Here is a 25,163-nt window from a genome sequence, read left to right on the forward strand (position 1 = left end):
TTCTCGGGAAGAACCATGAAACCAACCCATATCTCTATGTCTCACTCTCATTATCTGCAACCGATGATGGGGGCGATCGCCATCCTGATCCTGGGGGCAATGGGTGCTCCTGGAGCGATTGCCCAGGTGACAAACCAATCCGATGTCACCGGGGCTAGCCCTGATGTCATCTATCCATTTCCGGTCGATTACTCCGGGATACCCACTGGGGCCGATACAATTCAGGCTGCAGGCGGACTGGCTGATGAAATTGGCGATACCTACGAAGCCTGCCTGGCTCTATACCAGACCGACGAGCCCGAAGCCCATCTGGCAGGATATAACCCTTGTGACCATCTAGAAGAACTGATAGATCAAGCCGATGGGGTTTTGGATTCTGCTAATCAGCAATGGGAAGAGAACTTTGAACAGGCCCGCGTCCGACGAGTCTGGTAAGGCTTGAAGGATTCAGTGGAATGTGCTGGGTAGGCTGAGCAATCAATCCAATCTGCTTGATTAACTTGCATGGAAAAAGCCTGCCCGGTAGCGGTGCCCCTGCAATCGATATAGGGACGACAACTTGCCCCTAACATTCGCGGGCAATGAGGCTGCCTGTTCTCTGCCTACATCCAATGCTTCGGCATTTCAGATTGATGGTTTGTCCCACCGTAATACTGGTATTTGTCTATGCGATCGCAACGCCATCCAGCCTCATCCGCTTCTAATGAGCTGATCATTACGGCGGGACGGACTGAGTATCAGTATTGGCAAGATTTGTGGCGTTACCGGGAACTGTTCTACTTTCTGGCCTGGCGCGATATTCTGGTGCGTTACAAGCAGACAGCGATCGGCATGGCCTGGGCCTTGATCCGGCCTTTCTTGACAATGATTGTGTTTACCGTTGTGTTTGGGAAATTGGCGAAGCTGCCGTCCGGAGGAGCCCCTTATCCAATTTTGGTATTTGCTGCGATGTTGCCCTGGCAATTTTTTTCCAGTGCGTTGTCGGAATGCAGCAATAGCTTAATTGGTAATGCGAACCTTCTTTCAAAAGTTTATTTTCCTCGCTTGATTATCCCGACTAGTGCGGTCATCGTTAGTTTTGTTGATTTTTTAGTGTCAGGCATGATCCTGCTCGGGTTGATGGCCTGGTACAACTTTGTCCCAAGTTGGCGAATTGTAACGTTACCTTTGTTTGTGGCGATCGCCTTTGCTGCCGCGATGGGAACTGGTTTGTGGCTTGCTGCATTAAATGTAAAATACCGAGACTTTCGCTACATCGTTCCGTTCATCGTGCAATTCGGCTTGTATATTTCTCCAGTAGGTTTTAGCAGCAGTATTGTCCCTGCTCAGTGGCGTCTAATTTATTCGCTCAACCCGATGGTAGGCGTGATTGATGGGTTTCGTTGGGCTATTCTCGGTGGCGAAGCATCGCTTTACTTACCAGGGTTTTGTCTGTCACTACTGCTGGTTGTCACTTTACTCATTACCGGTATTGTTTATTTCCGCCAAGTTGAACGTACGTTTGTTGATGTTATTTGAATTGATATAAAAACAGCAATTCTCATTTTGAAATCAGGCCCGAGAACCGCGCGCCAAAGGCAATATAGTGTTCTGCTCGCTAGAATCTCAGGAAAGCTGTTCTAGAACATGATTATGCTTCCTCAGAAATCCTCTCAACGGGTTCTCCTGGCGATTCTGGCCCTGAATATTGCTTCAACATGGTTTCACTACACCGATAATGCCTTGTTTCTGGAGCAGTACCCAGGCCCAGATTGGATTACACCATCGGGGATTTTTGCCACGGTTGCAGCGATGACTCCTGCAGGCTTGTTGGGCTATTGGCTCTATACCAGAAGTAACTTTGGAGTGGCTTACCTAATTCTCAGCGTGTACTCCATCACCAGCCTTTCAAGTCCCGTGCATTACCTGTACCCAATGGTCGTGCCTATGTCCGTCAAGATGCATGGTTCCATTTTGCTTGATGCCGTTGCTGGCTTGACTCTTGTTGCATTTCTGCTGTGGTCTGGATTAATTGCTCAGGAATGGCGGATTGGTGGACAGTTGCAGCGGGAAAACAGGTAAGGGCGATCGCTCACGTTTAACCAGGCTTTTTCAACCCAAAAACATATTGGGCAGAAACGGTCCATAGAAGCTTGACCGAAACCTTTACAAAGCTGGAGCTTCTACTCCAAGTTGAATAGAAAGCCGTTATACGCATTTAGAAATGTGATCACAAACTTACATGCGTCTGTGATCACATTCTTAAATGCGCTTCACGTTAATCTCGTCTAGCACTGAACTAAATTTGATCTAAATTTCGGGTGTAAAGCCGTCTATTTTGGGATATTTTACACCCATTAAAAGAGCCAGATGAATGGCTGAAACCCTCATCTGGCTTTACTTTTCTTGATGGCTCAGGCGGGATTTGAACCTGCGACCTTGGGCTTATGAGTCCCCTGCTCTAACCACTGAGCTACTGAGCCGTTTTTTCGGAGCAGTCAAGCGACTCTTTATTGAGGCGCCCTTGCCACCGCTTTATTAAATTACCATACGGAGTGCGTCGTTGTGTACGCTTTTTCAAAAAAAATCTGCGATTTTGTTATGGATTGATTTTTCGTGCCGAGAGGCACGAAAAATCAACTGTAGTACGGGCTGGGAACTAGAAGCGATCGCCAAAGGTAAAAATCACATCGACATCGCCGCTATCGGCAATGCCGAGTTCAAAGCGGTTGTAGAAATTACCCACAGTGGTATGGAGGCCCACACCAAAGCCGAAGCCATCGCCAGGTTTATCACGGGCCTCCGCGGGCTGGCCGATGACTTGATCAGCCGTGCCAAAGTCAGTGGCATAGTCGGCAAATAGAAGACCACGCATCCGAACGGAATCTTCACGGAAGCGGAATTGGGCTACAGGGAAGCGATACTCGGCTGTGGCCTGGAAGAAGCTGGCCGCGGTGCTAATTTCCCCGCCGGAGTAGCCCCGGACCGAGGTACGACCGCCCAGATTAAAGCCTTCATAAGAGGGGACATCCCCTAAGCCTATTCCCCCTTGCACATTCAGGATGAGAACCTGTGGACCTTCATCAAACCCAAAGAAATTCACGGGAATGTACTGGGTGTAATACCCCATCACTTGGGTGTAAGCGTTGTCTTCCTCGCCAAGGTTGAAGCCCTGGTTGATCCCAAAGCGTGCAAGGCTACCGCTGGTCGTTAGGTCAGAGTTGTTGCGGGTATCGTAGGTTGCTGCAAAGTTGAGGGTAAGCAGGTCATCGATCCCATCGGAGTCAACGGTCAGAGCATTGCCTTCGTCGTCTTCTGCAAAGATATTGTCCGAGAAGAAATCATCTCGCACAGAGACGCGCTGGTAGGAAACGCCAATGGCGGTTTCAAGGTTGTCAGCAAAGGGACGGTAATATTCCACTCCACCGCCTAAGCGATGGATCCAGGCAGTATCTCCGTTGGGCAAATCAATCTCGTTGTCGCCGTTGACGTAGGTGCCCAGGTGGGAACGTTGCCCAAAGATATTTGCGCCAAACCCAGAGCGAGGTTGCTCGGTAGCGCTGATAAACCCCAGGTCAAAAGCGAGGATACTGGTCCCGGCTTCTACCACAAGACCTGCGTGAGTGTTGGCACCAAGGGGTGTGACAAAACTCCCTACGAGGGCCAACCCTGTTGTCTTGATGGAGGTCGATACGACACGACGCCTTTCTGGCCCTCGGAGGGCGCTCGTTGGGGCGAGCCAATTGAACAGCGAGAAGGTCGGTGAATCAATATCCTCACGCGCTTCACGAAAAACGCCAGGAAGCCCAGGTTGACCAAAGGTGTCGGAGGTCTGAGCAACGCGAGTTGGTTGGGAGTCCTCGGTACTGCCACTTTGGGCCAGTTCATCTGACGACGGTGTTACCGGTGCCAAATCACCTGCCGCATCAGAAGGTTGTGTTTCTAGATAAGCCTCCAGATGAGGTAATTCTGCTTCAGAGGTGGTGGAACTGATGAACGTGGCAGAGGGGAGTAAGTTCTCGTCGGTGGGAGATGTTGCTTTCGGGAACGTGGGTTTATTCAGGGACAGAGTTAGCGGTAATGGGATGGGGTCTGCTGGTTGTGGGGGAGGGTCAGCCTGGGCACCGGCAGGCACGATCATCCCTGCAAGACCCACCATACTTAAGGATGTCAGCCAAAAAAAGCTAGAGCGGGATGCACAAAATTTCTGATTCATGAACGTCTAATTAGCTCTCACGCACTTGAAATTGAGGGTTCCCTGATCTGCTGACGCGGAAACCCAGGTGAATAAAATCTCTCCAAATCTATGCGAAGAATTGGCCTATGTCACTGAATATGCAGAAGTTATTCATCTAAGGCGCTGTTAATGGCAGCAGATAGTGTGTGGCCAGGCACTACACACTATCTGCTGTCTAAATATCGCTTCAAATTTGGACTAAGGGCGTTTTTGAGGAGGGCGCACAGCGCTATATAGTGCTGTGCGCATTGATTAAGTACGGTGGTATGGGGCACTCCGTGCCCCATACCACCGTACTTAATGCACTTACACATTGCTCATTAGTTCGGACAGTTTTTCTGAAACCCTTGATTTTGCGTGCGCTTCGCGCACGCAAAATCAAGGGTTTCAGAAAAACTGTCCAGAGTATTGATTGCTATAAGTACAGTATTTGAAACACATCACACCCAAAAAACTGAGTACATGCTGCGCAAGGTGCCGCACCACTGCATATTACGCTTCAACCGGGTTTGATATGACTACTGCATTAACGATCAACGACCAGGGCTCCAGCCTGACAGTCTCGTAACCAGAGACGAATGGCCTGGGCTACGACACCATTGCTACTGTCTCGAGGGGGCTCGGGGGGAAGATAGCTGCTGGGATAATTTTCAATGCTGGTTTGCATGAGGGCCAACTGCCAGCCTTGCTGGGTAGGCACCATAAACAGCCAGTGATGGGCCTGGATGCGCCGAAAGCCGCTGATACCGTACTGCCGCTCAAGAGTGGTAAAGAAGACTTGCTGCACATCACCGTCAAGGGAATCAGCCGAGTCAGGGCCTTCTCCTTCTAAGGGCAACGGATCAAAGTCGGGGGCACTGGTTAAGAGAATGTAGCCAGAAATATCATCCTGGCGCTCCGATAGCCGCGATCGCTGGATCACCCGATTAGCATAGCTGGGTAGGGCATCCAACAGAGCGGGCATGAGGGTTGCTAAGTCATTGGAGCACTGGGATGAGCCGGCGATCGCAACCCCAGCCATCCCGTTTAGTAGCCCCACAGCCATTCCCATCCTCAACCCATGGATGAAGAGGTCAAATTTTGTCTTTGGCATCCAGAACCATGGGAAAAGGGGCATGGGTATGGGTAGGAATTTAAGCTTCCAATTCATTACAGATGCGGGCGAAGGCAGCGGCGGGGTCAGGGGCTGCTGTTATGGGACGACCGATGACCAGATAGCTGGCTCCAGCCTGGAAAGCGGCAGAGGGCGTGAGCGATCGCCGCTGATCTCCCGCTTCAGCCCATGCAGGTCGTACTCCCGGACATACCCGTAGAAAATCTCCGCCGCATACATCGCGGATCTGGCTGGCCTCTTTGGGTGAGCAGACGATGCCGCTGAGACCACTGGTTTGCGCTAACAGAGCCATTTGTAGGGCGTAGTCGGGTAATTCGAGGGGCACCTTTAACTCGAAGGCAAGAGCCTGAGAATCGATACTGGTAAGAACCGTGACGGCAATCACGGCCGGAGGGTTGCATCCGGCTTCGGCGGCTCCTTCAGCAGCGGCCGCTACCGCAGCAGTGAGGGCGGCTTTTCCGGCAGTGGCATGGACGGTGAGTAAATTTACACCATAGCGTCCAGCGGCACGACAGGCTCCGGCCATGGTGTTGGGAATGTCGTGGAATTTGAGGTCAAGGAAAATGCGCTTGCCCCGGTTCTGAAGTTCCGTGAGAAGGGTGGGGCCAGTGCTGACGAAGAGTTCCAGGCCTACTTTCCAGAAACTGACATCAGGAAGGCGATCGAGCAGGGCGATCGCCTCTGCTTCGCTGGGGACATCGAGGGGAACGATGATGCGATCGCGTAAGGCAAGGGTATGGGTCATCTTTGAGAAAACGGTGGATACGAGTCAGGGAGTTGTTAAGCCTTCCATTTGGTCAGACTCTATTATGCGGGTATTGGGGGCGATCGCCAGTTTATCAATACTCTGAATATGTTTTGAGAGGCTAGATTCAAGATCCAGTCTCTCTAACGATCATATTGACGTTATGTACGGTGCATTCAATCACCCTACATAAGGTTGTTAACGATCAATCTTTAACTCGTACACGTTCCATAGAGAACCGCCCAGAGCTGAGAACTTAACGCCTTCGATGTCATTGCGCACAGCCGATAGTGAGAGAGGGTTAACCAGATGGATAAAAGGCAAATATTCCTGAGCTAAACGTTGGGTTTCGGCGTAAATTTCCCGGCGCTTTGCTTCATCCAACTGCTGGCTACCCTGCACGTACAGATCGTTGATTTGTTGTTCCCAATCATCAACCACGCGGTTTTCGAGCGGGTCTCCGCCCGTGGCATCCTGGTTAAAGGCATGGAGGGTACCATTGACGGCCCAAACGTTACGCCCGCCATCGGGTTCGACACCGCTTCCGCCGACAAAGCCAAGAATGTGGGCTTCCCAATCCAGTGAATCTGACAGTTTGGCGACCAGAGTATTAAACGCGATCGGTTGAAAGTCCACTGTAATACCGATCTTGGCTAGATCCTGCTTAATCTGGGCTCCCATTGCTTCGCGGATCTTGTTACCCGCGTTAGTAATCAGGGTGAAGCGCACTGGGTTACCCTCTGCATCCTGTAATTGCCCTTTCGGGGTGTACTTAAACCCGGCTTCCTGTAAAAGAGCTTTCGCCTTCTCGGGATCATAGTCGTACACTGGCAACCCCTGTTCGGGGGATAAGTAATAGGGGCTTTGCTTGTAAATGGGCGAGTCTTGAGGTTCGCCAAGCCCCTGGTAGATGCTGTTGATCATGCTGGGACGATCAATGGCGTGGGCGATCGCCCGCCGAAACTCCAGCGTATTAAACCAGCGCGATTTAATTGGATTCACCAGAGGTTTACCGTTGCGGCTGCCCCGATTGAGGTTAAAGGTTAGAAATGTCGTCGTGAGGGCAGGCCCACCGTTATAGACGGTAAAGTTACCCCGTTTTTCCTCTCGCTTCACCAGAGCAAAGTAATTGGCGGGAACTGATAGGACATCCAAACCCCCAGATCGAAACTGAACCAGGCTGGTATCAAGGGATTCGACAATTTGCAACACAAACCGTTCAATATAGGGTTGGGAGTTACCTGAACCATCTTTTCGCCAGTAATAGGGGTTGCGTTCCAGGATGGTACGTTCCCCCGGTTGATAGCGGGCCAAACGAAAAACCCCATTGGAAACGATTTGCTCAGGAGGAGTTTCGGTGCCCCAGATAGAGAGGAATTTGGGATTACCTTTCTCATCCGTGGTTTTGACGTACTGTTCCAGAGCGTGCTTGGGCAGGATTGGGATGCCTCCGCCGTAGCGGAGTAGAGGGGCAAAAGGTTCAGGGGCGTAAAACTCGACCTGGCGATCGCCCACCTTTGTCACCCGGGGAAACACACCCTTGGCACCAATCCGTAGAATATCGCGCTCCCCACTGGGAATTTTTTCGTTGAAATAGAGATCGTTAAAACTGAAGACGACATCGTCTACGGTCAAGGGCTCTCCATCCGACCAGCGCACATCCGGGCGCAGCGTGAAGACAATGCGCTGCTGATCCTCAGAAACTTCCCAGGATTCTGCAATCCCCGGCTCCAGCTCTCCGGTAATGCCATTCTGGAAGACCAGCCCCTCATACATCAGACCCAGAGCTGCGTTGGCTTCTTGGCTCATAACGCTGTTGAAGGTTTTGGGATCGCTCAGGTCGCTGCTAACCAGACGCGGAATGTGGGCAGATTCCTTCTGAAGTAGGGCAGAGCTGCACCCTTGTAAGGCAACCACCAGCACCACCAAAAGCAGGGCTAGAAGGGAAGATAGGCGGCCTCGCCATCTCCACAACCAGCCCTGCTCCATCTCGTTCATCTCGTTACCCATAACGGCCTTGACCATCCCAAATCGAATCTGCCTTCACTGTAATCCACCTGGCGGTCTTCTAACCGGGTTTTAAAGCTGGCTGAAAGGGATGTTTTTCGTGTACTTCCTGCACGAAAAACATCCCTTTCAAGCAGATCCTAGCTGTGTTGTTGGGTTATGGTGCACGGAACCGTCCATGACTCCTCTCCCCTCTCCAACGAAAGTCCAGAAGGATAATTTTCTGTCATGTTGCACAGAAAATTATCCTTCTGGGCATCAAGCCAGCAATTCTCAGTATGGGCATCAAAGCCAAGAGTTCACGCCCTACGGGCGTGAACTCTTGGCTTTGATGCCCGAGAACCGCGCGCCAAAGGCGCGCGGTTCTCGGGCCTGATTTCAAAATGAGAATTGCTGGCATCAAGCCTAGAAACGACTTGCATGGAACAATTGGTTTTCGAGCTTTAGAGGCGAGAGAGTGCCCGATGGGCACGAACTCTCGCCTCTAAAGCTCGAAATGGGAAGTGCTGAAAAACACCGAACTAGAAGACAAAATTTATAACAATGCTTTGAAAAGATATCCCCGTTTTTGCCGTTCAGACCTATATTTGTAGGCATCAAAGCAGACTTACCTTCAACATCTCAGAATGAAACCATCTTCGGGTTCCAACTCCCTGCCTACCAATCCTATTGGTGGCCCTAATCAGAATGCCTCGGGTGCTGCAACGGTTCCTCTCAAGGTCTATCGAGAGTTGGCGGCGGAGTTACAAGCCACCAAAGCGATGCTGGATTCCCTCCATGGTCAAAACCAGCAGCTAACACAGCAAAATCAACAGATGCGGCAAGACATGGAGCGGCTGGTACAGACAGCGCTGACGTTGCAGCAATACATGCCAGGCGGAACGGTTCCAGCGGGTAATGTTCTGCAAAGCTTTCCCTCTGATGCAGCCCGGACTCAGGCTGAAGCTCTGGCAGCCCAAATTCGACCCCATCGAGCAGCAACATCACCCGCATCCTCCTCGTCCTATCTGCCTGATTCGGACGACAGCACCAATCCTTTGCTGACAAGTCAGCCTATTCCCGCATTCACTCCCAGCCAGGGTTCCAGTTCCCGTGACATCAACGGGCTCTGGCTCTGGCTCATTGTTATTGGCATTATTGCGACAGCTTTCGGCGCAGGGTTCTTGCTAGTAAAACCTCTACTCCCTAGCAGCCGTTAAGAAGTTGCAGAATTGGTTTGTTCTGGGATTTTTTGAAAAGGTTGCTTTCCGTATCCAGCGGCCAGAAAATTACAACCTTTTCATGCTTTAGTGTCTGTTTTAAAGTCATTTTTTCGTGCGCTTCGCGCACGAAAAAATGACCCTTTCAGCAATTAGGACAGGAGCGAGTGAGAGCACTAGATCCCAAGCGCTCCTGTCCTAACGAACGCGACGAAGGATAAGGATATGGTGAAACCGCTGTTGGTCATTGGCAACAAGAATTACTCGTCCTGGTCGCTACGAGCCTGGTTGGTCGCCCGAAAAGCAGGTTTGGATTTTGAGGAGAAGCGCATTCCTCTGGACACTCCCGAGTTTGAAGCTAATATCGAAACCTACTCGCCCAGCCGTCGAGTCCCGGTTTTGCGAGATGGAGATCTATTGATTTGGGATTCTCTAGCGATCGCCGAGTACCTCAATGAAACCCACGCCAACCATACCCTCTGGCCCGAAAACCCACAGACCCGAGCGATCGCCCGCTCTATCACCGCTGAGATGCATTCCGGCTTCGCGACCCTGCGGCAATCGCTACCGATGAATATTCGGGCACGCGATCGCCATGTTTCCAGCACTCCCGCTCTGGAACAGGATATTACCCGCGTCACCACCCTCTGGCGCGAATGTCGGGAGCAATACGGCAGCACAGGCCCCTGGCTCTTTGGCGCTTTTTCCATTGCCGATGCCTTTTATGCTCCCGTCGTCTTTCGCTTCGTCACCTATGGCGTTTCCCTGGGTACGGTCGAGCAGACCTATGCAGAGACTGTACAGGGCGATCGCGACATCGAAGCCTGGGTGCAGGCTGCTAACGCTGAAGTCGAAACGATTCCTGGTGAAGAGGTGGGTTAATCCCAAACCGCCTGCCCAATCGTTGCAGGATGTCGCATCCATAGGATAATGGCTGACTAGTGATTGAGCGATGGTTTTGAGCCATGGCAGATTTCACATTGTTAGTCAGCAGGCGATCGCCACTATCCATGAATCCTATGTCCTCTCCTGAATACGATGCCATTGTGGTGGGTGCCGGGGCGACCGGAGGGGTAGCCGCCAAGGAATTGAGCGAACGCGGTTTAACGGTTCTCGTATTAGACGCGGGGCCACAGCGCACTCCTGATGTGGCGGTGCCCAATATTGTCCGAGATAGCGTACTGCGGGCTCAAAACCTGGCAACTCGGCAGCAGTCTTACCAGGCATTGCATCCAGGCTACTGGAAAGCAAATCCAACCCTGTTTGTTAACGAAAAAGAGAACCCTTATACAACACCGGGCGATCGCCCCTTCTCCTGGATTCGGGGGCGACAGGTGGGAGGTCGCAGCCTGACCTGGGGCGGCATCACGCTTCGTCTGTCGGATTATGAATTCAAATCTGCCAGCCAGGATGGATTTGGCGAGGACTGGCCGCTGTCCCATGATGAACTGGCTCCTTACTACGAGCGTCTGGAGCGTTTTTTTGAAGTGAAAGGGGCACGGGATAGTCTGCCGCAGTTGCCGGATGGCCCTTATGCGGCTCCTGCTTCACTGACGCCAGCAGAACTTTATTTTAAGGATGTCGTGGAGCAGGGGGGCGATCGCGCCCTCATCGTGTCTCGCGGTTTTGGCCTCCATCGCCCCACCCCAGAAAATATTTGGCCCCGCTCCTCTAGCCTGGGCTCGTCTTTGAAAGCCGCGTTGCAAACAGGAAAGGTAACGATACAACCCGATGCCGTGGTCAGCCACGTTGTGTTTGATCCGAATACGCGGCAAGCGCGAGGAGTGGGATACATCCATCGCACCCTTCACACGGCCCATGAGGTGCAGGCTCGTCTTGTTGTGCTGTGTGCTTCCACGTTGGAATCGGTGCGGATTCTATTGCACTCGACCGAGCAGTATCAAACAGGGGGTTTAGCCAACGAATCCGGCCTGCTGGGGCGCTATGTGACCGACCACATTTCCACCATGCGCTTCTTCACCCTGCCCGAGTTTCAGCAACCTGCCCATGCGTTCGATTTATCAGGTTGTGACAGCTTCTTTGTACCGCGCTTCAGCAATCTCGGCTCTCAGCAGGAATCGTTTTTGCGAGGCTATGGATTGTGGGGCGGGATTCAGCGAGTGGCCATTCCTGGCCTTGTGAGTCGAGTGGGGAATCAGGCGATCGGCTTCCTGGTGGGACATGGGGAGGTGTTGCCGCAGTACGACAACCGGGTGCGCCTGGATGGTCGCATGGTGGATGCCTGGGGGATTCCGGTGCCTCACATCGATGTGTCGTGGACCGATAACGAACACCGGATGCGGGTTCACATGCTGGAACAGATTGAGACGCTGGTGGACAAGGCGGGCGGGCAGTGCTTAGAATTGCCGGAGTTGTTCCGGGCCCCCCTGATGGGTGCGCCCTTACGCTGGATTGAGGATAAGTCGATGACGGGTACCCCTCCCGGCTTTTATGTGCATGAGTTGGGTGGGGCGCGAATGGGAACGTCTCCTCAAAACTCGGTGCTAAATCCCTATAACCAGTGCTGGGAGTCCTCCAATTTGTTGGTAGTAGATGGGGCCTGCTGGCCTTCAGCAGGTTGGCAGAATCCAACGCTGACAGAGATGGCGATTACGGCGCGTGCCTGTGAGTATGCCGTGCGCAATAGCAAGGCGTAATTGGAGGGAAAGGGTTTTGTAGATGACAGACACCGGGTGTTTTGAGTTCAGCATTGATGTTGTGTGGTGTGCGACGCACACCACACAACATCAATGCGTTTTTCCAAGCGCTTAAAATCTGGTTTTTTGTGAGAGCCGTGCGGTGCGCGGCTCTCACAAAAAACCAGATTTTAAGCGTAAAGCGCTGTAACTGCGTAAGTCTTGTTTTTTAGGAAGGTGAAAGGGTTTGTATTGGCGATGCTTGCCAGGTAGGCAGGGCTACCCGTAACTGGTCGAGAAATGCAAACGTTCCTTGGGATAGCAGGGCACCTTCGGCCGTGACGATCGCGATCGCCCGCGACAACGGCTCTGGCAAACTCCTCACTTGAATATCAGATGGTATAGGTTCAGCCGCCAGGCGAGCCATAACCGAAGCGCCTAAACCTTGATGCACCATGCTGATCACTGTAGAGTCTTGCTGCACTTCGTAGGCAATCGTCGGTTTCTGCCCGAAGCGAGAAATGTGCTCTAGAATCGTGCGCGCATGGCGGTGGGGAGGAGCCACCGGGGTCATAATCAGAGACATTTGGCCCAAGCGTTGCCAGGTCAGTTCTTCGTCGCCTCTAAGGGTGCCCGGAGGGAGGAGCACGACGAATTCATCCTGAAAAACCGTTTGAGTTTCCAGACCATCCTCAATGGGCAATAGCGTAAAGCCGATGTCGGCCTGGCCCTCTCGTACTGCCTCGGTGACGGTGGTGTAGTAGGGATACTCGGTAATGGAAATGCTGACCTCAGGGAAGCGATCGCGAAACTGCGCGATAACCTTCGGCAGCAAATGAGTCGCCACACTGCGAGGGGTCGCGATGCGCACTTCACCTCCCTGTAAGCCACGATTGCGGTTGGCCTTATGATGAATCGTCTCCACCAACCTCATCATCTGCTGAGCTTCCGGCAAAATCTCCTGACCGCAGGGAGTCAGCGCTGCACCGTGACGCCCCCGGTTCAACAGAACGACCCCCAGTTCTTCTTCGAGGGCGGCGATCGCATAACTCACGGTCGATTGCGACAAGCCCAGATCCAGAGCGGCTTCACTAAAGTTACCGTGTTGGGCCACGGTGATGAAGGCACGGAGTTGGGAGATTTTGATGCGAGTTTCGGCACTCATAGGCAGGAGACAGAGAAAAGGGGCAGATGAGTGGATGGGCAGGAGTGGATGAGGTTCCTATACCCTACACCTCGTCCCCCAGTTTGTGGCTATCGAGGAATTCGATGGGACGTATCTATCGATTATTTTGATTCAACGGAGCAGGCAGTCTAGGCTGACATTTATATCCTGAATCCCTGGAAGGCTGCGATGGATCTGCTGCTTGCCCTGATTCTCTCCTTTCTTTTGCTGCTGTTTAGTTCCCTTAAGGGAGTTTTTATTGCCTATCCGTTGGGGGTGGCTCTGGCAATTTTTGTCGGGCTTTGTTGGCATCGGGGTTTTGCCCTAAAGACACTGTTTCGATTTGGCGTGGAGGGGATTCAGCGGGCCTTTCCGGTGCTGAGTGTGTTGTTGTTGATTGGTCTGGTGATCGCCAGTTGGATGGCAGCAGGAACGGTGCCAGCGTTGGTTTACTACGGCTTGCAATGGATTCATCCCCACACCTTTCTGCTGATGGCTTTTTGGCTCACCAGTGGGGTGTCCTTGTTGATCGGCACCTCCTTCGGGACAGTCGGCACCATCGGCCTGGCATTGATGACGATGGCCCAGGGCAGTGATTTAAACCCGCATCTGTTGGCAGGGGCAGTAATTGCGGGAGCCTATGTAGGCGATCGCTGCTCTCCCATGTCCTCCAGTGCCCTGCTCATCGCCACCATTACCCGCACGAATCTTTACGGCAACCTGAAGCGCATGTGGCGCACCTCTGGAGTATCTCTGCTGGTATCGTCACTGATCTACCTGGCACTATCCCTACAACACCCCATTCATCTAACCACCCCGTCCCTCCCCCAGGATCTAGACCGAGTATTTCATATTCAGCCGTTGTTGCTATTGCCTGCGCTGCTGATTTTGGGCTTGTCAGTGGCCCAGGTGGAGGTGAAGCGATCGATGTTGCTGAGTACGGGAGTGGCGATCGCGATCGCCCTTTTCTACCAACATCACTCCCCTCTACAACTATTACAGTTCCTCTGCCTGGGCTTTCATCTGGAAACAGGCACCTCGCTGGATGCTTTACTGCTGGGAGGCGGGATGCTATCCATGGCAAAAGTTTCCCTGGTGGTGATGATTTCCACCGCTTTTGTGGGCTTGTTTGCCGGAACCCGAATGCTGGAGTCGATTCAGGAACCTTTGATGCGGCGTACGGGAACTCGTAACCGCTTCCTGACGACTGGCTTGGTGGGCGTTGGGACAGCAGCATTTGGCTGCACCCAGACCATTGCGATCCTGCTTACTGAACAACTCATGCGCTCGAAATATAAAGAAAGCCCAACAGGGAATGCAGCTCTAGCCCTTGACCTGGAAAATACAGTAGTTGTAATCTCGCCGTTAATTCCCTGGAATATTGCGGGGCTGGTGCCCGCCACTGTGTTGAGTACAGATGCTGGCTTCATTCCCTACGCGTGCTACCTCTATTTACTTCCGCTGGCCAACTGGCTCTATAGTCAGTTAGCGACTCCGTCGAAACCACAACTATGCAACTGACTCCCCAGGAAAAAGACAAACTTCTAATTTTTACTGCTGCGCTCCTAGCTGAACGCCGCAAAGAAAAAGGACTGAAACTCAACTACCCTGAATCCGTCGCTTACATTTCCGCTGCCATTTTGGAAGGGGCACGAGAGGGACGCACTGTATCTGAACTGATGACCCATGGCACGACTCTCTTGACCCGAGACGACGTCATGGAAGGCATTCCCGAGATGATCCACGAAGTCCAGGTCGAGGCCACCTTCCCCGATGGAACGAAACTGGTCACTGTACACGACCCCATCCGTTAATGAATTTTCCCGCCACATTAATGATGTGATGTAAGGAGTAAGGCGATGATTCCAGGCGAATTGTTTGTGGAGCCCGGCGAGATTGAACTGAACGCAGGGCGAGAAACCGTCACGTTGACCGTTGCAAACACGGGCGATCGCCCCATCCAGGTCGGTTCCCACTTCCACTTCTTCGAAGTCAACAAAGCCCTCTCCTTCGATCGCGACCAGGCTCGCGGCATGCGCCTCGACATCCCCGCCGGAACCGCCGTCCGCTTCGAACCCGGCGACGAAAAAGAAGTCACCCTCGTCACCCTCGTCGGCACCCGCGAAGTTTACGGCCTCAACGGCCTGATAAACGGCTTCCTCGACGGCAAACCCAAAGCTGAAGAGAAAACTGAAAAAAGCGACAAAAAGAAAGATAAGAAGAAGAAAAAGTAGCCTGTCTTAGGGGATTTCCAGCAATAAAATTACCTCCGTGATATTGGTGCTTTGCCCGCGAAGCAGGCAAAGCACCAATATCACGGGTAAATTCTTATGCAGAAATCTCCTTAGATCCTGCACCAAATCCTGAAGCCCTATTTTTCCAATGTCCATATGAAGGGGTTGCTGGGTTAAGAACGGCTAACCCACACCCCCTAACCCCCTCTCCTGGGAGAGGGGGGATCGGAGAAAAACAGCTCAATGGTTGTTAAAAAGGTTTTCCGGCTTGATCTCCCCTCTTCTGGGAGAGGGACCGGGGGTATGGGCTCAGGGCGATCGCTTCAAACAAGCGCATAAACCTAATTTAAAACCCACCGATGCGAAGCGCCACATTCACCTCCCACCAATAACTCCTTGTGCCAGGGGGTCTGGGGGACGGCACCCCGTCCTCCAGTCGGGGAGTTTGAGGGGCGACGCGCCCTCAAGCAGGGTTTCCAACATGCAACCAAAACGTTATAAAGTTCTGAATGGGTTCGCCATTTAGAATTCTTTAATCTCCTTATGACGCAAATGTTGGGCTTTTCGCTTCGCCAATGGCGCCGGTTCTTCCAATTTGTCGGCTTGTGCGGATTGTGTATTGCACTCATCGTCGGCTGCGGCTCCTCCCAAGACACCGCCTCACAGGGTAACAGCCCAGCCGCTCAAACCACCGGAGGGCGAATCACAATGGGCACAACCCAAAAAGTAGAAACCCTCGACCCCGCCGATGCTTACACCATCTTCACCGGCATCCTCATGTACAACATGGGCGATCGCCTCTACACCTACAAACCCGGCACCACCGAGCTAACCCCCCAACTCGCCACCGAAATGCCCACCGTCAGCGATGACGGCCTCACCTACAAAATTCCCCTGCGGCAAGGCGTCACCCTTCACGACGGCACCCCCTTCAACGCCGAAGTGATGAAATTCTCCATCGATCGCTTCATGACCAACGGCGGCGGCCCCTCCTTCCTGCTGAGCGATCTGGTTGACTCTGTAACCGCCAGCGGCGAATACGAACTGACCCTCAAACTCAAATACCCCTTTTCGGCGTTCCCCTCAGTCCTCTCCTTCTGGGGCGTCACCCCCGTTTCTCCCAAGTCCTACAAAATTGCTGAAGGTAGTTTCCAACCCGAAACCTTCGTCGGTAGCGGCCCCTACAAACTAGCGTCTCTGGGTTCCGACTTCATCAAGCTGGATGTGAACGAAAACTACTGGGGTGATAAACCCGCCAATCAGGGCATCGACATCCAAATCTTTGCCAGCCCCGCGAACCTCTACAACACCTTCAAAACCAAGGGCGTTGATGTCGCCTATCAAACCCTCGACCCCGACCAGGTTGCCAGCTTGCAGCGAGAATCTCAACAGGGCGGCTGGCAGGTAATTGAAGCGGGTAGCAATGTGGTCAACTACATGACCCTGAATCAGAAGATCGAGCCGACCAATGATCTGACGATACGGAAGGCGATCGCCGCCATGATCGATCGCAACCTGATCAACAATCGCGTCTTCCAAAATCAGGCCGCACCGCTCTATAGCCTGATTCCCACCAGCTTCGACATCTACAAACCCGGCTTTAAAGAAGCCTATGGTGATGGCAACTTCGACCTGGCAAAACAACTGCTGGCCGAAGCGGGCTACTCCGAATCCAAACCCTTCACATTTGAAATCTGGTATCCCTCAGCCTCCACAACCCGCTCCATCGTTGCCAACACCTTGAAGGAATCCATCGAAGCGGCCCTCCCTGGATTGGTCACTGTTAGCGTTCAAAGTGCGGAACGGGCAACCCTCTCCAAAGGAGTGGATAGCGGCCTCTATCAAACCGTGTTGCTCAACTGGTATCCCGACTTTTACGACGCCGATAACTTCATGCAGCCCTTCGTCACCTGCGATGAAGGCTCCCCCGAAAAACTCTGTACAAAAGGGGCCAGCCAGGGGAACGGCTCCTTCTACTACAGTGAACAAGCCAACCAACTGGTGAAAGATCAGCGTGCCGAGCGCGACCCGCAAGCCCGGAATAAGATGTTTGAGGAACTTCAAGACCTGGTGGTGGCGGATGTTCCCTACATTCCCCTGTGGCAGGACAAGGATTTCGTCTTTGCTCAGTCCGGTGTGAATAACGTAGCCATCGAACCCACTCAACTGTTCTTGCTCTGGCAGATTCAGAAGTAATGTCCTCTCGTTCCAGCGCTCTGCGCTATTACATTCTGTCGCGGTTGCTTCTGGCCCCGCTGATGCTGTGGATTATCGCCACGGTCGTCTTCATGCTGCTGCGGGCAACACCGGGGGATCCCGTCGATTCACTACTGGGTGCGCGCGCCCCCGATGCCGCGAAAGAAGCCCTGCGAGAGCGGCTGGGCCTGAACGCTCCCCTGTGGACGCAATACCTGACCTATTTGTGGAAACTGCTCCACTTAGATCTGGGTACGTCCCTGACTACTCAGGGGCAATCTGTAGTGAATATCATTCGCAATTATTTCCCCGCCACCTTGGAGTTAACGCTCATTAGCATGGTGGTTTCAGTCACTGTCGGCGTACTGATTGGCTCGCTTGCGGCTTCGCGGCCTAATACACCCCTGGATGCGGGGGGACGGTTGTTTGGCATCATTACCTACGCCGTGCCGATGTACTGGTTTGGGATGCTGCTGCAACTTCTGTTTGCGGTGCAGTTGCGTTGGTTTCCCATTGGCACCCGGTTTCCCATCAGCATGACTCCGCCTCAAGGGCCAACAGGACTGTATCTGTTAGATAGCGTACTGCAAGGCCGCCCTGATGCCTTTTTCACATCGCTCTATCACCTGGTTCTACCCAGCCTCACGCTGGGCATTCTGCTCAGCGGTATCTTTGAGCGAATCGTGCGGGTTAACCTGAAGCAAACCTTACGCTCGGATTATGTAGAAGCAGCCCGTGCGCGAGGTATTCCCGAACGACGAATTGTCTTTGCCCATGCCCTTAAAAATGCTCTAATTCCGCTGATTACAGTGTTGGGTTTGACGATCGCCTCGCTTCTGGGCGGTGCAATTCTCACGGAAGTTACGTTTAACTGGCCAGGATTAGCCAATCGGCTTTACCAGGCTATCGATACGCGAGACTATCCAGTCGTGCAGGGAATTATGGTGTTCTTTGGGGTGATTGTGGCGGTCGCCTCCATTCTGATTGACATCCTCAACGCCTGGGTTGATCCTCGCATTCGCTATTAATCCAGATGAATCGTGTGTAAGCACACCATTACCTGACTCACCACTAGACCTCCTGCATGAATCAATTTTTCAGGACGTGCGTTGTGCGGTTTCGCCACACAATGATTCACGCAGGAAGTCTACTATTGCCCTAAAGCCAAATCCAAACGGCGTTGGGAATCCTCTAAAGCTTCTTCTGGAGTAGCCTTACCCAGAACGACTGCTTCGATCGCCCGTCCCAAACTATCCGAGATGCGATTGTATCCGGGGAAAATGGGGCGCGATCGCCCGTACTCCGCTTGTTCCAAGAACACGTCGACAGCCGCTTGTTTCGCCATGAAATCTTTATAGGCTTGGCTTTCGCGCGATCGCACATTCACAGGTAAATATCCTGTTTCGATCGCCCATTGAGTTTGAAAGTCCTCACTCAGCACATAAGCCATGAAAGTTTGAGCGGCCTTCTCCCGTTCTGGAGTGGATTTGAGCAGGAATAAGTTTTCGCCACCCGTGCTGGTAGCGCGACGGGCACCTTCGGGGATAGGCATGACGGCAAAATCGACCCCAGTAGCCTGTAGCTGACCCAACGTCCAGGGGCCCGTGAGTTGCATGGCGACCTTTCCAGCCAGAAAACCATCCACCTCGTAGCCACGCTCCGGACCAGAGAGGACGACGGAGCCATCCGAAATCAAGTCTTGCCAGAGGTGAAGAGCGGCGATCGCCCCCACATTATTCAATGTCACTTTAGGTTCTGCACCCGGTTCCGATGGGTTGGCCTCCGTCAGCTCACCACCTCCGCTCCACATGAAGGGAAGCCAGGTGAAAACCGACCATTCTCCTTTCCCCAACGGTAGTAGCATCCCATGCTGGTCTTTGCTTGGGTCTGTGAGTTGTTTTGCAACGGCCCGCAGTTCTTCCCAGGTATGTGGCACCTCACGAATACCCGCTGCCTCAAACAGAGTGGGTCGATAGAATATGCCCACATTGTTCGTACCGAAGGGAATGGACCAGATATGCCCCTCCCAGGTCATAGACTCAAATAAAGCGGGTCCAATCTGCTCCTTCAGCCCACTCTCGGTGAGCCAATCCTCTAAAGGGCGGATAGCCTCTAACTCGACCAATTGCCCTGTAAACATAGGGGCAAACCAGAGTAGGTCAGGAGTGGCATTACCAACGATCGCCGCCAGCACCTTTGGCGTCTGTTGATCTGACTGCCCCACGTAAAGAGATTCCACCTGAATATCAGGATGCTCCTGGTTAAAGCGATCGACTAACCGCTGCAACACATCCCGGTTGGGAGGCGGGTTGACCCCTTGCCACAAGGTCAGGTGGATCACATCCGATTCTTTAGCCCGAGGGTTTTGGCATCCTGTGAGGCCCAGTAATGTCACCAGGCAAATAATCAACAAACGACGAGTGAGTGCGAACATAATCGTTGAGCCGTAGCGTACTCCTATTATTCATGGTGTACAAGCTCAGCGCACCATAAATCACACAGCGCGTTTCAAGCGCTGAAAATCTGGTTGTTTTTGTGAGAGCCGTACGGAGCGTGGCTCTCACAAAAACAACCGTGGCTGCTTCAAGCGCAAAGCACTGTAGGATGCAAAACTTGGCAGTTTTCTGAAACCAGTTTGGCCTAAAAGAAACGATCGCACTCCTGGCTCTGGTTCAACAATAAAGGTCTACTGCTTTCGTGCCGCGAGGTAGGTTTTATGAAAGCTTTGCTCCAGTTTTTGCAATGGATGTTAGTTGGTTTAACAGGATTAATTTTGTTGGCGTTGACGTTCAGGACATCGATCAATGTTGTGAACGGGTTGATGTTATTGGGGGCGATCGCTATTGTTATCCCCAATCTAGAACGCAAGTTATTCCAGGGCAATCTCATGCTTCTGCACTCTAGCATCATTCGCTTAGGAGCCTGGTATGTGCTGTTATTAATGGCTGTTTTTCTGGCACAGTTTCCCTAATGCCGTGGAAAATGCAGAGCTGATGCATTCTTGTCGTGTGCGAAGCACGCTGCAACAAGCACTAAACCTAGTGAACTTGCATTGATATTCAAGCTTGAAGCGAGAAATCTGCTCGATTAATGGCGAGACCATCCGTTAAATTCGCAAACTGACCGCCCGTTCCAAACCCAGAGGCCGTGCCATTGGCGTTATAGAATAAGCTTCCCGAGCCTGTGACATAGGTGATAATAGCCGCGCTCGTTTGGGCTTGGGCGGCCGAGCTAACCGATGCAAAGCTCAGCGTACTTACAGCCGTAAACGTGGTTTTGTCTAACACAATTTTGTCGAGCCCTGAGACAAAGTCTGTAACCGTATCCACTCCCATCCTCGCCACATCAAACGCAACATTGATGTCGAAAATGAAGCGATCGCGCCCCACTCCCCCTGTCAGAGTGTCGCCTCCACTTCCCCCGGTGAGGGCATCATTGCCCTGGCTACCGATGAGCGCATCATTGCCGCTATTTCCCCGCAGACTATTGTTCGCACGGTTACCCTGCAACCGATTACCCAGGCTATTACCCAATCCGTTAATCGCTCGGCTTCCAGTTAAAGTTAAGCGTTCGAGATTGGCCCCCAGAATATAGGTCCGGTTCGACAAGACCGTATCCGTACCCCCGTTCGGTGCTTCAGTAATCACATCGCCAAGGTTGTGAACATAAGTGTCATTGCCAGAACCACCCCGCAACAGATCTCGACCATTGCCACCATTCAGGTAATCACCTCCATTACCTCCAAGCAATGTGTCATTGCCATTGTTGCCCAGTAAGCGATCGTTACCGCCACGGGCGTCCAGGGTTTCAGGACTGGCGTTTCCCGTCAGGGCATCCCGGTTGTTGGTACCGATGATGCTTTTGTTCACATCCAGCCGAAAGATTTCGCCATCCAGGTCAACGATGTAAAGATTGCCGGCAGCATCCTCTCCAAAAGAAGCAATGTTGTCAATGGAGCCAGCATCAGGGGTAAGTTGGCTCGTGCGATCGCGAAACTGCGTCACCCGTCCATTGCGATAGCGGAATGACCAGATACGGCTGGACACAAAATCGCCAAAGAAATAAGTGCCACTCAGATCCACAACCGGACCCCGGTACACATATCCTCCAGTGATGGACTCCCCGACAGAGTGACTGTACTCATAAATAGGGGCAACCAGGTTGGAAGGGGCTGTTCCCGGTTCATAGGGCTCAGTTCCTTCGAAAAGATCCCAGCCATAGTTCCGTCCCCCGACGTTGGCAGGCTGAACGTTGATTTCTTCACGCTGGCCCTGGCCCACATCGGCGATGTACAGCGCCCCTGTGAGGCGATCGAAGCTGGGTCGCCAGGGGTTGCGCAAACCGTAGGCCCAGATTTCATCATCCCCCGCCCTTCCAACAAAAGGATTATCAGCCGGGATGGCGTAGTTGCGGTTTGGATCTGTGGCAAAGGCATCCCGGTTAACATTCAACCGCAAGATCTTGCCCAGTAGGTTATTGGTAGTATCTTGCGCATTGTCGTCGGGGTCGCCACCACTGCCGCCATCTCCAGTGGCGATGTAAAGGTATCCATCCGGACCAAAACCCAGCCAGCCACCGTTATGGTTCGCGTAAGGCTGGTCAATGGTGAGAATGGTGCGGGCGGAGTTTGGGTCAGCGAGGTTGGCATTGCCGTCCTGTACGGTGTATTCCACAATCTTGGTTTGCCCGGCTGCCCCGCCGCCTGGCGATGTATAGTTCACATAGAATTTGCCGTTCTGAGCAAAGTTGGGATGGAAGGATAACCCTAACAATCCCTGTTCTCCACCGTCTTCCAGTAACTCACTGTTAGAAATGGTTAGAAATGGCGTCGGGAGAACCGTTCCAGTCTGAAGGTTCAGGATTTTGATGCTGCCCGTTCGCTCCACAATGAAGAGCCGCTGCGAATCACCTGGAGGTGAAGTGACGTAGAGAGGCTGCTCCAGACCACTGGCAATGCGATCGCTCGAAATGTCTACGACAACAGTTCCAGTAGACTGAGCACTGGCACGGTCTGTAATTGCAGAACTCATCGGTTGACCTCCAGAGGATTTTCAGGATCGCTACATTGTCGTACCAGACTAAAGTTTTATAGCAGTTTCCATTCAATAACCACATCACTTTCTAGACAGGTTATTTTGCCGCATCAAATCAGAAGAGGCGCAGAGCAAAGCTCCGCACCTCTTTTAGTTACACGATTGAAGCGGATAGGGTGTCAGGCCTTGAGAATTTCATCATCCGTGGAAAAGTCAATTTCCTTTTGACTCCGACCACTGGCCAGGTAATCGTTCTCAAAGGAATCTTTGAGCCCCGCAACCAGATCAAAGCGAGGTGCCCAGTTAAGCTGAGATTTCGCTTTGTGCGTGTCGGTAAAAAAGTGCTGAACTCGCATCGGAAAAGCTTTGCGTTTGCCAAAGTCAAAGGCTTTAGGATCGTAATAAACAATCTTTAATGTGCTGGGATCTTTCCCGGCCGCTTCAGCGCAGACTTTTGCAAGCCCTGTGAAAGTGATCAGGCGATCGCCTGACACGTTGTAAATCTGCCCAATCGCCATCTTGTTCCCCAACACTGCTGCCATCGCCGCTGCCAGATCAGCGCAGTGGCCCAGCTGCGTCATAGCCATCCCATTGCCAGGAATGGGGATGGGGCGATCGCGCACAATGCGGTCGAAGAACCAGGCTTCCAGGTCGTTATAGTTTTGTGGGCCGTAGATGTAGACCGGACGCACTGACGTGAACGGCACTCCTTGGCTCATCAGGTAGTTTTCCGTCTCAAACTTGCCCTTATGACGGCTTTTCGGATCAACTGGATCACCCTCAATGTGGGGCATCTGGTCGGATTTAAGGTACACCCCCGCAGAGCTGACATAGACGAAGTGTTGAATTTTGCCGTTAAAAATTTCGACGAGGGGTTGGGTATCGCTCAGTTCGCGGCCATTGTTATCGAAAATAGCATCGAAAGACTCACCCGATAGTTTTTCTTTTAGTTGAGCGGGATCGGTGCGATCGCCCACAATCTGCTGCACTCCTTCAGGGGCCGGATGGTTGCCCCGGTTAAACAGCACCACCTCATGGCCCTGTTTGACCAGCAATTGCGTGAGATAGACCCCGATGAAGCGGGTGCCGCCAATAATGAGTACGCGCATAGGGTTTCCTGGAGTAATGTGACATCCGGTCAAATAACCATGATATGGGGTAGTGCGCCGTACGGCCCCATATCATGGTTATTTGAGGCTGTTTAAAAAGTTGATTTTTCGTGCGCGTGAGGCACGAAAAATCAACTTTTTAAACAGCCCTTAGGCTGAGCTACCGATTTGATTAGTATGGAATCGTTAATACTGAGAACCGCTCAGCAAATTCATCAAGGAGTTCCACACGGCAATATAAAAGTTGCCATCGATCTCACTGCGCAACAGTTCGAAGGGCATTCCTTGATTACCAATGAAGGGACGGAGTCGCCAGCCGAGTTGCATTCCGACGACAGCGTAAATCAGAATCCAGATGCGCAGCAGTAAGTTATTCAGGGGTTGTTCCATTCGAAAGGCGATGTAGGAACAGCCACGATACAGGTAACGAACGCCATACACTCCACACAGGCCAAAAATGATGACATGCAGTAACAGCAGAAATTGATAGTTATCAGGCGTGGTGACGGTGAAAAAGAAAGCGATGGGAGCCAAGCTCACCAGCAAAATCGTCGTTGTGCCCAGGGTCATCACCATCAGAGCAACAGTCTGTAGAAACTTGAAACTCTGCCCTAAGAGAACATTAAAGGTGTAGAGCGAAGGAATGCAGATGAGGGCTGTCAGTAAAAAGAGAATAGGAAGTTTGACCGCAGAAGAAAGCGCCTGCAATGGCCCGTTATACATCCCCATCACCAGGCCGTAGAACCCAGAGAGCAAGGCACAGAGAATGGACATCGCCGCAATGATGCGAGGCAATTGCTGCTGACTATGAATTTGCTCGAATAGAGCCGTCTGCGCTCGCAGGATATAGTCCAAAAAGTAAAAAGCCAGCCGTACCAGGCCACTCTTTTGAAGTGCTTCCCGTAGGGAACGAATTTCGGCCTGGGAGTAGTGAAACCGGGCGTGGGTATCTGCGGGCTGCGATCGCCCTCTATCCCGCTTAGATGGATGGTGAGAGTCAGCCGTATAAGGGCGATCAGCCGTGTAAGGGCGATCGGTCTTATCCCATTCATCACGGCTATGCGGACTATAGTCGTCGTCAAAATTGTGGAGGTCGTCTCCTGAGCCTATTGGTAGTTTTAGATCAGGATCGTCATCAGGTTTTCCCATAGTGATCTCTTACAAAGAGGAATGCAGACGTGGTTGATCTATCAAAGCCTTGGTCTTCTTAAACCGCTGTTCTGTTCACAAAAATTCGACAAAAGCTCAAATTCAGTTCAAGATTGAATGAATTTCCGTAAACACCCCTAACCGAAATGGAATCTAATAGTTTCCTCCAGTAGAGACTGATTCCGGTAGTATTTCGGACTGAATATTGTTCTGGGAGTGTATTTTTTGTTGTGGAAGGGGTATAGCATCCCTTTCACAACAAAAAATACACGTTTGAAACACACTCCTCAACCTGATGCAGGGTGGGATACAAAGGGCACTCTGAGCCCCTGTATCCCACCCTGCATCAGCATTGAACTA

Annotated in this window: 21 protein-coding genes and 1 tRNA gene; 12 read left to right on the forward strand and 10 right to left on the reverse strand. The window is 52.3% G+C overall.

What is annotated here, in order from left to right:
* Window positions 1-15: 15 nt before the first annotated feature.
* The 3 genes from H6F91_RS19460 to H6F91_RS19470 all read left to right on the forward strand — a co-directional run bounded on the left by H6F91_RS19460 (window position 16) and on the right by H6F91_RS19470 (window position 2,061).
* Window positions 16-435 carry a hypothetical protein gene (locus H6F91_RS19460; protein ID WP_190771518.1) on the forward strand — a complete coding sequence of 140 codons (420 nt, stop codon included), beginning with the start codon at window positions 16-18 and terminating at the stop codon, window positions 433-435.
* A 231-nt stretch (window positions 436-666) separates the two neighbouring features.
* Window positions 667-1,518: an ABC transporter permease gene (locus H6F91_RS19465; protein WP_190771517.1), complete on the forward strand. Its 852-nt coding sequence runs from the start codon at window positions 667-669 to the stop codon at window positions 1,516-1,518.
* A gap of 108 nt (window positions 1,519-1,626) precedes the next feature.
* Entirely contained in the window at window positions 1,627-2,061 is a 435-nt protein-coding gene (locus H6F91_RS19470; RefSeq protein ID WP_190771516.1) for a hypothetical protein, read from the forward strand.
* A gap of 328 nt (window positions 2,062-2,389) precedes the next feature.
* On the opposite strand, the gene H6F91_RS19475 is transcribed toward H6F91_RS19470, so the two are convergent.
* The 5 genes from H6F91_RS19475 to H6F91_RS19495 form a co-directional block, all read right to left on the reverse strand.
* Window positions 2,390-2,462, reverse strand: a tRNA-Met gene (locus H6F91_RS19475).
* A 176-nt stretch (window positions 2,463-2,638) separates the two neighbouring features.
* Window positions 2,639-4,195 (reverse strand): BamA/TamA family outer membrane protein, encoded by a 1,557-nt coding sequence (locus H6F91_RS19480; protein WP_190771515.1) that lies wholly within the window; start codon window positions 4,193-4,195, stop codon window positions 2,639-2,641.
* 547 nt (window positions 4,196-4,742) lie between these two features.
* Window positions 4,743-5,309: a hypothetical protein gene (locus H6F91_RS19485; RefSeq protein ID WP_190771514.1), complete on the reverse strand. Its 567-nt coding sequence runs from the start codon at window positions 5,307-5,309 to the stop codon at window positions 4,743-4,745.
* Between the two features lie 40 nt (window positions 5,310-5,349).
* Entirely contained in the window at window positions 5,350-6,075 is a 726-nt protein-coding gene (gene pyrF / locus H6F91_RS19490; RefSeq protein WP_190771513.1) for an orotidine-5'-phosphate decarboxylase, read from the reverse strand.
* A 198-nt stretch (window positions 6,076-6,273) separates the two neighbouring features.
* The gene (locus H6F91_RS19495; RefSeq protein ID WP_242035877.1) at window positions 6,274-8,100 is read right to left on the reverse strand and encodes an ABC transporter substrate-binding protein; all 1,827 of its coding nucleotides are present in this window, start codon (window positions 8,098-8,100) and stop codon (window positions 6,274-6,276) included.
* 608 nt (window positions 8,101-8,708) lie between these two features.
* Between H6F91_RS19495 and H6F91_RS19500 the strand changes: the two genes are divergently transcribed.
* The 3 genes from H6F91_RS19500 to H6F91_RS19510 all read left to right on the forward strand — a co-directional run bounded on the left by H6F91_RS19500 (window position 8,709) and on the right by H6F91_RS19510 (window position 11,938).
* Entirely contained in the window at window positions 8,709-9,281 is a 573-nt protein-coding gene (locus H6F91_RS19500) for a hypothetical protein (RefSeq protein ID WP_190772615.1), read from the forward strand.
* A gap of 225 nt (window positions 9,282-9,506) precedes the next feature.
* Window positions 9,507-10,163 carry a glutathione S-transferase family protein gene (locus tag H6F91_RS19505; protein ID WP_190772614.1) on the forward strand — a complete coding sequence of 219 codons (657 nt, stop codon included), beginning with the start codon at window positions 9,507-9,509 and terminating at the stop codon, window positions 10,161-10,163.
* Window positions 10,164-10,246: 83 nt separating this feature from the next.
* Window positions 10,247-11,938, forward strand: coding sequence for a GMC family oxidoreductase (locus H6F91_RS19510; RefSeq protein WP_242035878.1), 1,692 nt, complete (start codon window positions 10,247-10,249; stop codon window positions 11,936-11,938).
* A 208-nt stretch (window positions 11,939-12,146) separates the two neighbouring features.
* Here the strand turns inward: H6F91_RS19510 and H6F91_RS19515 are convergent, their stop codons facing one another.
* Complete coding sequence (locus H6F91_RS19515) at window positions 12,147-13,082, reverse strand: LysR family transcriptional regulator (protein ID WP_190772613.1); 936 nt, start codon at window positions 13,080-13,082, stop codon at window positions 12,147-12,149.
* A gap of 189 nt (window positions 13,083-13,271) precedes the next feature.
* Between H6F91_RS19515 and H6F91_RS19520 the strand changes: the two genes are divergently transcribed.
* The 5 genes from H6F91_RS19520 to H6F91_RS19540 all read left to right on the forward strand — a co-directional run bounded on the left by H6F91_RS19520 (window position 13,272) and on the right by H6F91_RS19540 (window position 18,540).
* Complete coding sequence (locus H6F91_RS19520) at window positions 13,272-14,603, forward strand: Na+/H+ antiporter NhaC family protein (RefSeq protein WP_190772612.1); 1,332 nt, start codon at window positions 13,272-13,274, stop codon at window positions 14,601-14,603.
* Entirely contained in the window at window positions 14,594-14,896 is a 303-nt protein-coding gene (gene ureA, locus H6F91_RS19525; protein ID WP_190772611.1) for an urease subunit gamma, read from the forward strand. The genes H6F91_RS19520 and ureA overlap by 10 nt, the downstream gene beginning before the upstream one ends.
* Before the next feature lie 45 nt (window positions 14,897-14,941).
* On the forward strand, window positions 14,942-15,316 hold the full coding sequence (locus H6F91_RS19530) for an urease subunit beta (protein ID WP_190772610.1): 375 nt from the start codon (window positions 14,942-14,944) through the stop codon (window positions 15,314-15,316).
* 543 nt (window positions 15,317-15,859) lie between these two features.
* On the forward strand, window positions 15,860-17,512 hold the full coding sequence (locus tag H6F91_RS19535; protein ID WP_199307929.1) for an ABC transporter substrate-binding protein: 1,653 nt from the start codon (window positions 15,860-15,862) through the stop codon (window positions 17,510-17,512).
* Window positions 17,512-18,540, forward strand: a complete 1,029-nt coding sequence (locus H6F91_RS19540) for an ABC transporter permease (RefSeq protein ID WP_190772609.1) — start codon at window positions 17,512-17,514, stop codon at window positions 18,538-18,540. The genes H6F91_RS19535 and H6F91_RS19540 overlap by 1 nt, the downstream gene beginning before the upstream one ends.
* A 122-nt stretch (window positions 18,541-18,662) precedes the next feature.
* Here the strand turns inward: H6F91_RS19540 and H6F91_RS19545 are convergent, their stop codons facing one another.
* Window positions 18,663-19,946, reverse strand: coding sequence for an ABC transporter substrate-binding protein (locus H6F91_RS19545; protein ID WP_190772608.1), 1,284 nt, complete (start codon window positions 19,944-19,946; stop codon window positions 18,663-18,665).
* Between the two features lie 282 nt (window positions 19,947-20,228).
* On the opposite strand from H6F91_RS19545, the gene H6F91_RS19550 reads away from it, so the two are divergent.
* Window positions 20,229-20,483 (forward strand): hypothetical protein, encoded by a 255-nt coding sequence (locus H6F91_RS19550; protein WP_190772607.1) that lies wholly within the window; start codon window positions 20,229-20,231, stop codon window positions 20,481-20,483.
* Window positions 20,484-20,571: 88 nt separating this feature from the next.
* Here H6F91_RS19550 and H6F91_RS19555 read toward each other — a convergent pair whose 3' ends face one another.
* The 3 genes from H6F91_RS19555 to H6F91_RS19565 form a co-directional block, all read right to left on the reverse strand.
* Complete coding sequence (locus H6F91_RS19555; protein ID WP_190772606.1) at window positions 20,572-22,542, reverse strand: PQQ-dependent sugar dehydrogenase; 1,971 nt, start codon at window positions 22,540-22,542, stop codon at window positions 20,572-20,574.
* A 182-nt stretch (window positions 22,543-22,724) separates the two neighbouring features.
* Window positions 22,725-23,654 (reverse strand): NAD-dependent epimerase/dehydratase family protein, encoded by a 930-nt coding sequence (locus tag H6F91_RS19560; RefSeq protein WP_190772605.1) that lies wholly within the window; start codon window positions 23,652-23,654, stop codon window positions 22,725-22,727.
* A 186-nt stretch (window positions 23,655-23,840) separates the two neighbouring features.
* Window positions 23,841-24,803 carry an actin-binding WH2 domain-containing protein gene (locus H6F91_RS19565; protein ID WP_190772604.1) on the reverse strand — a complete coding sequence of 321 codons (963 nt, stop codon included), beginning with the start codon at window positions 24,801-24,803 and terminating at the stop codon, window positions 23,841-23,843.
* Window positions 24,804-25,163 lie beyond the last annotated feature (360 nt).

Origin of the sequence: Leptolyngbya sp. FACHB-8, from assembly GCF_014695575.1 — a bacterium.
Taxonomy (GTDB): Bacteria; Cyanobacteriota; Cyanobacteriia; order Elainellales; family Elainellaceae; genus Vacuolonema.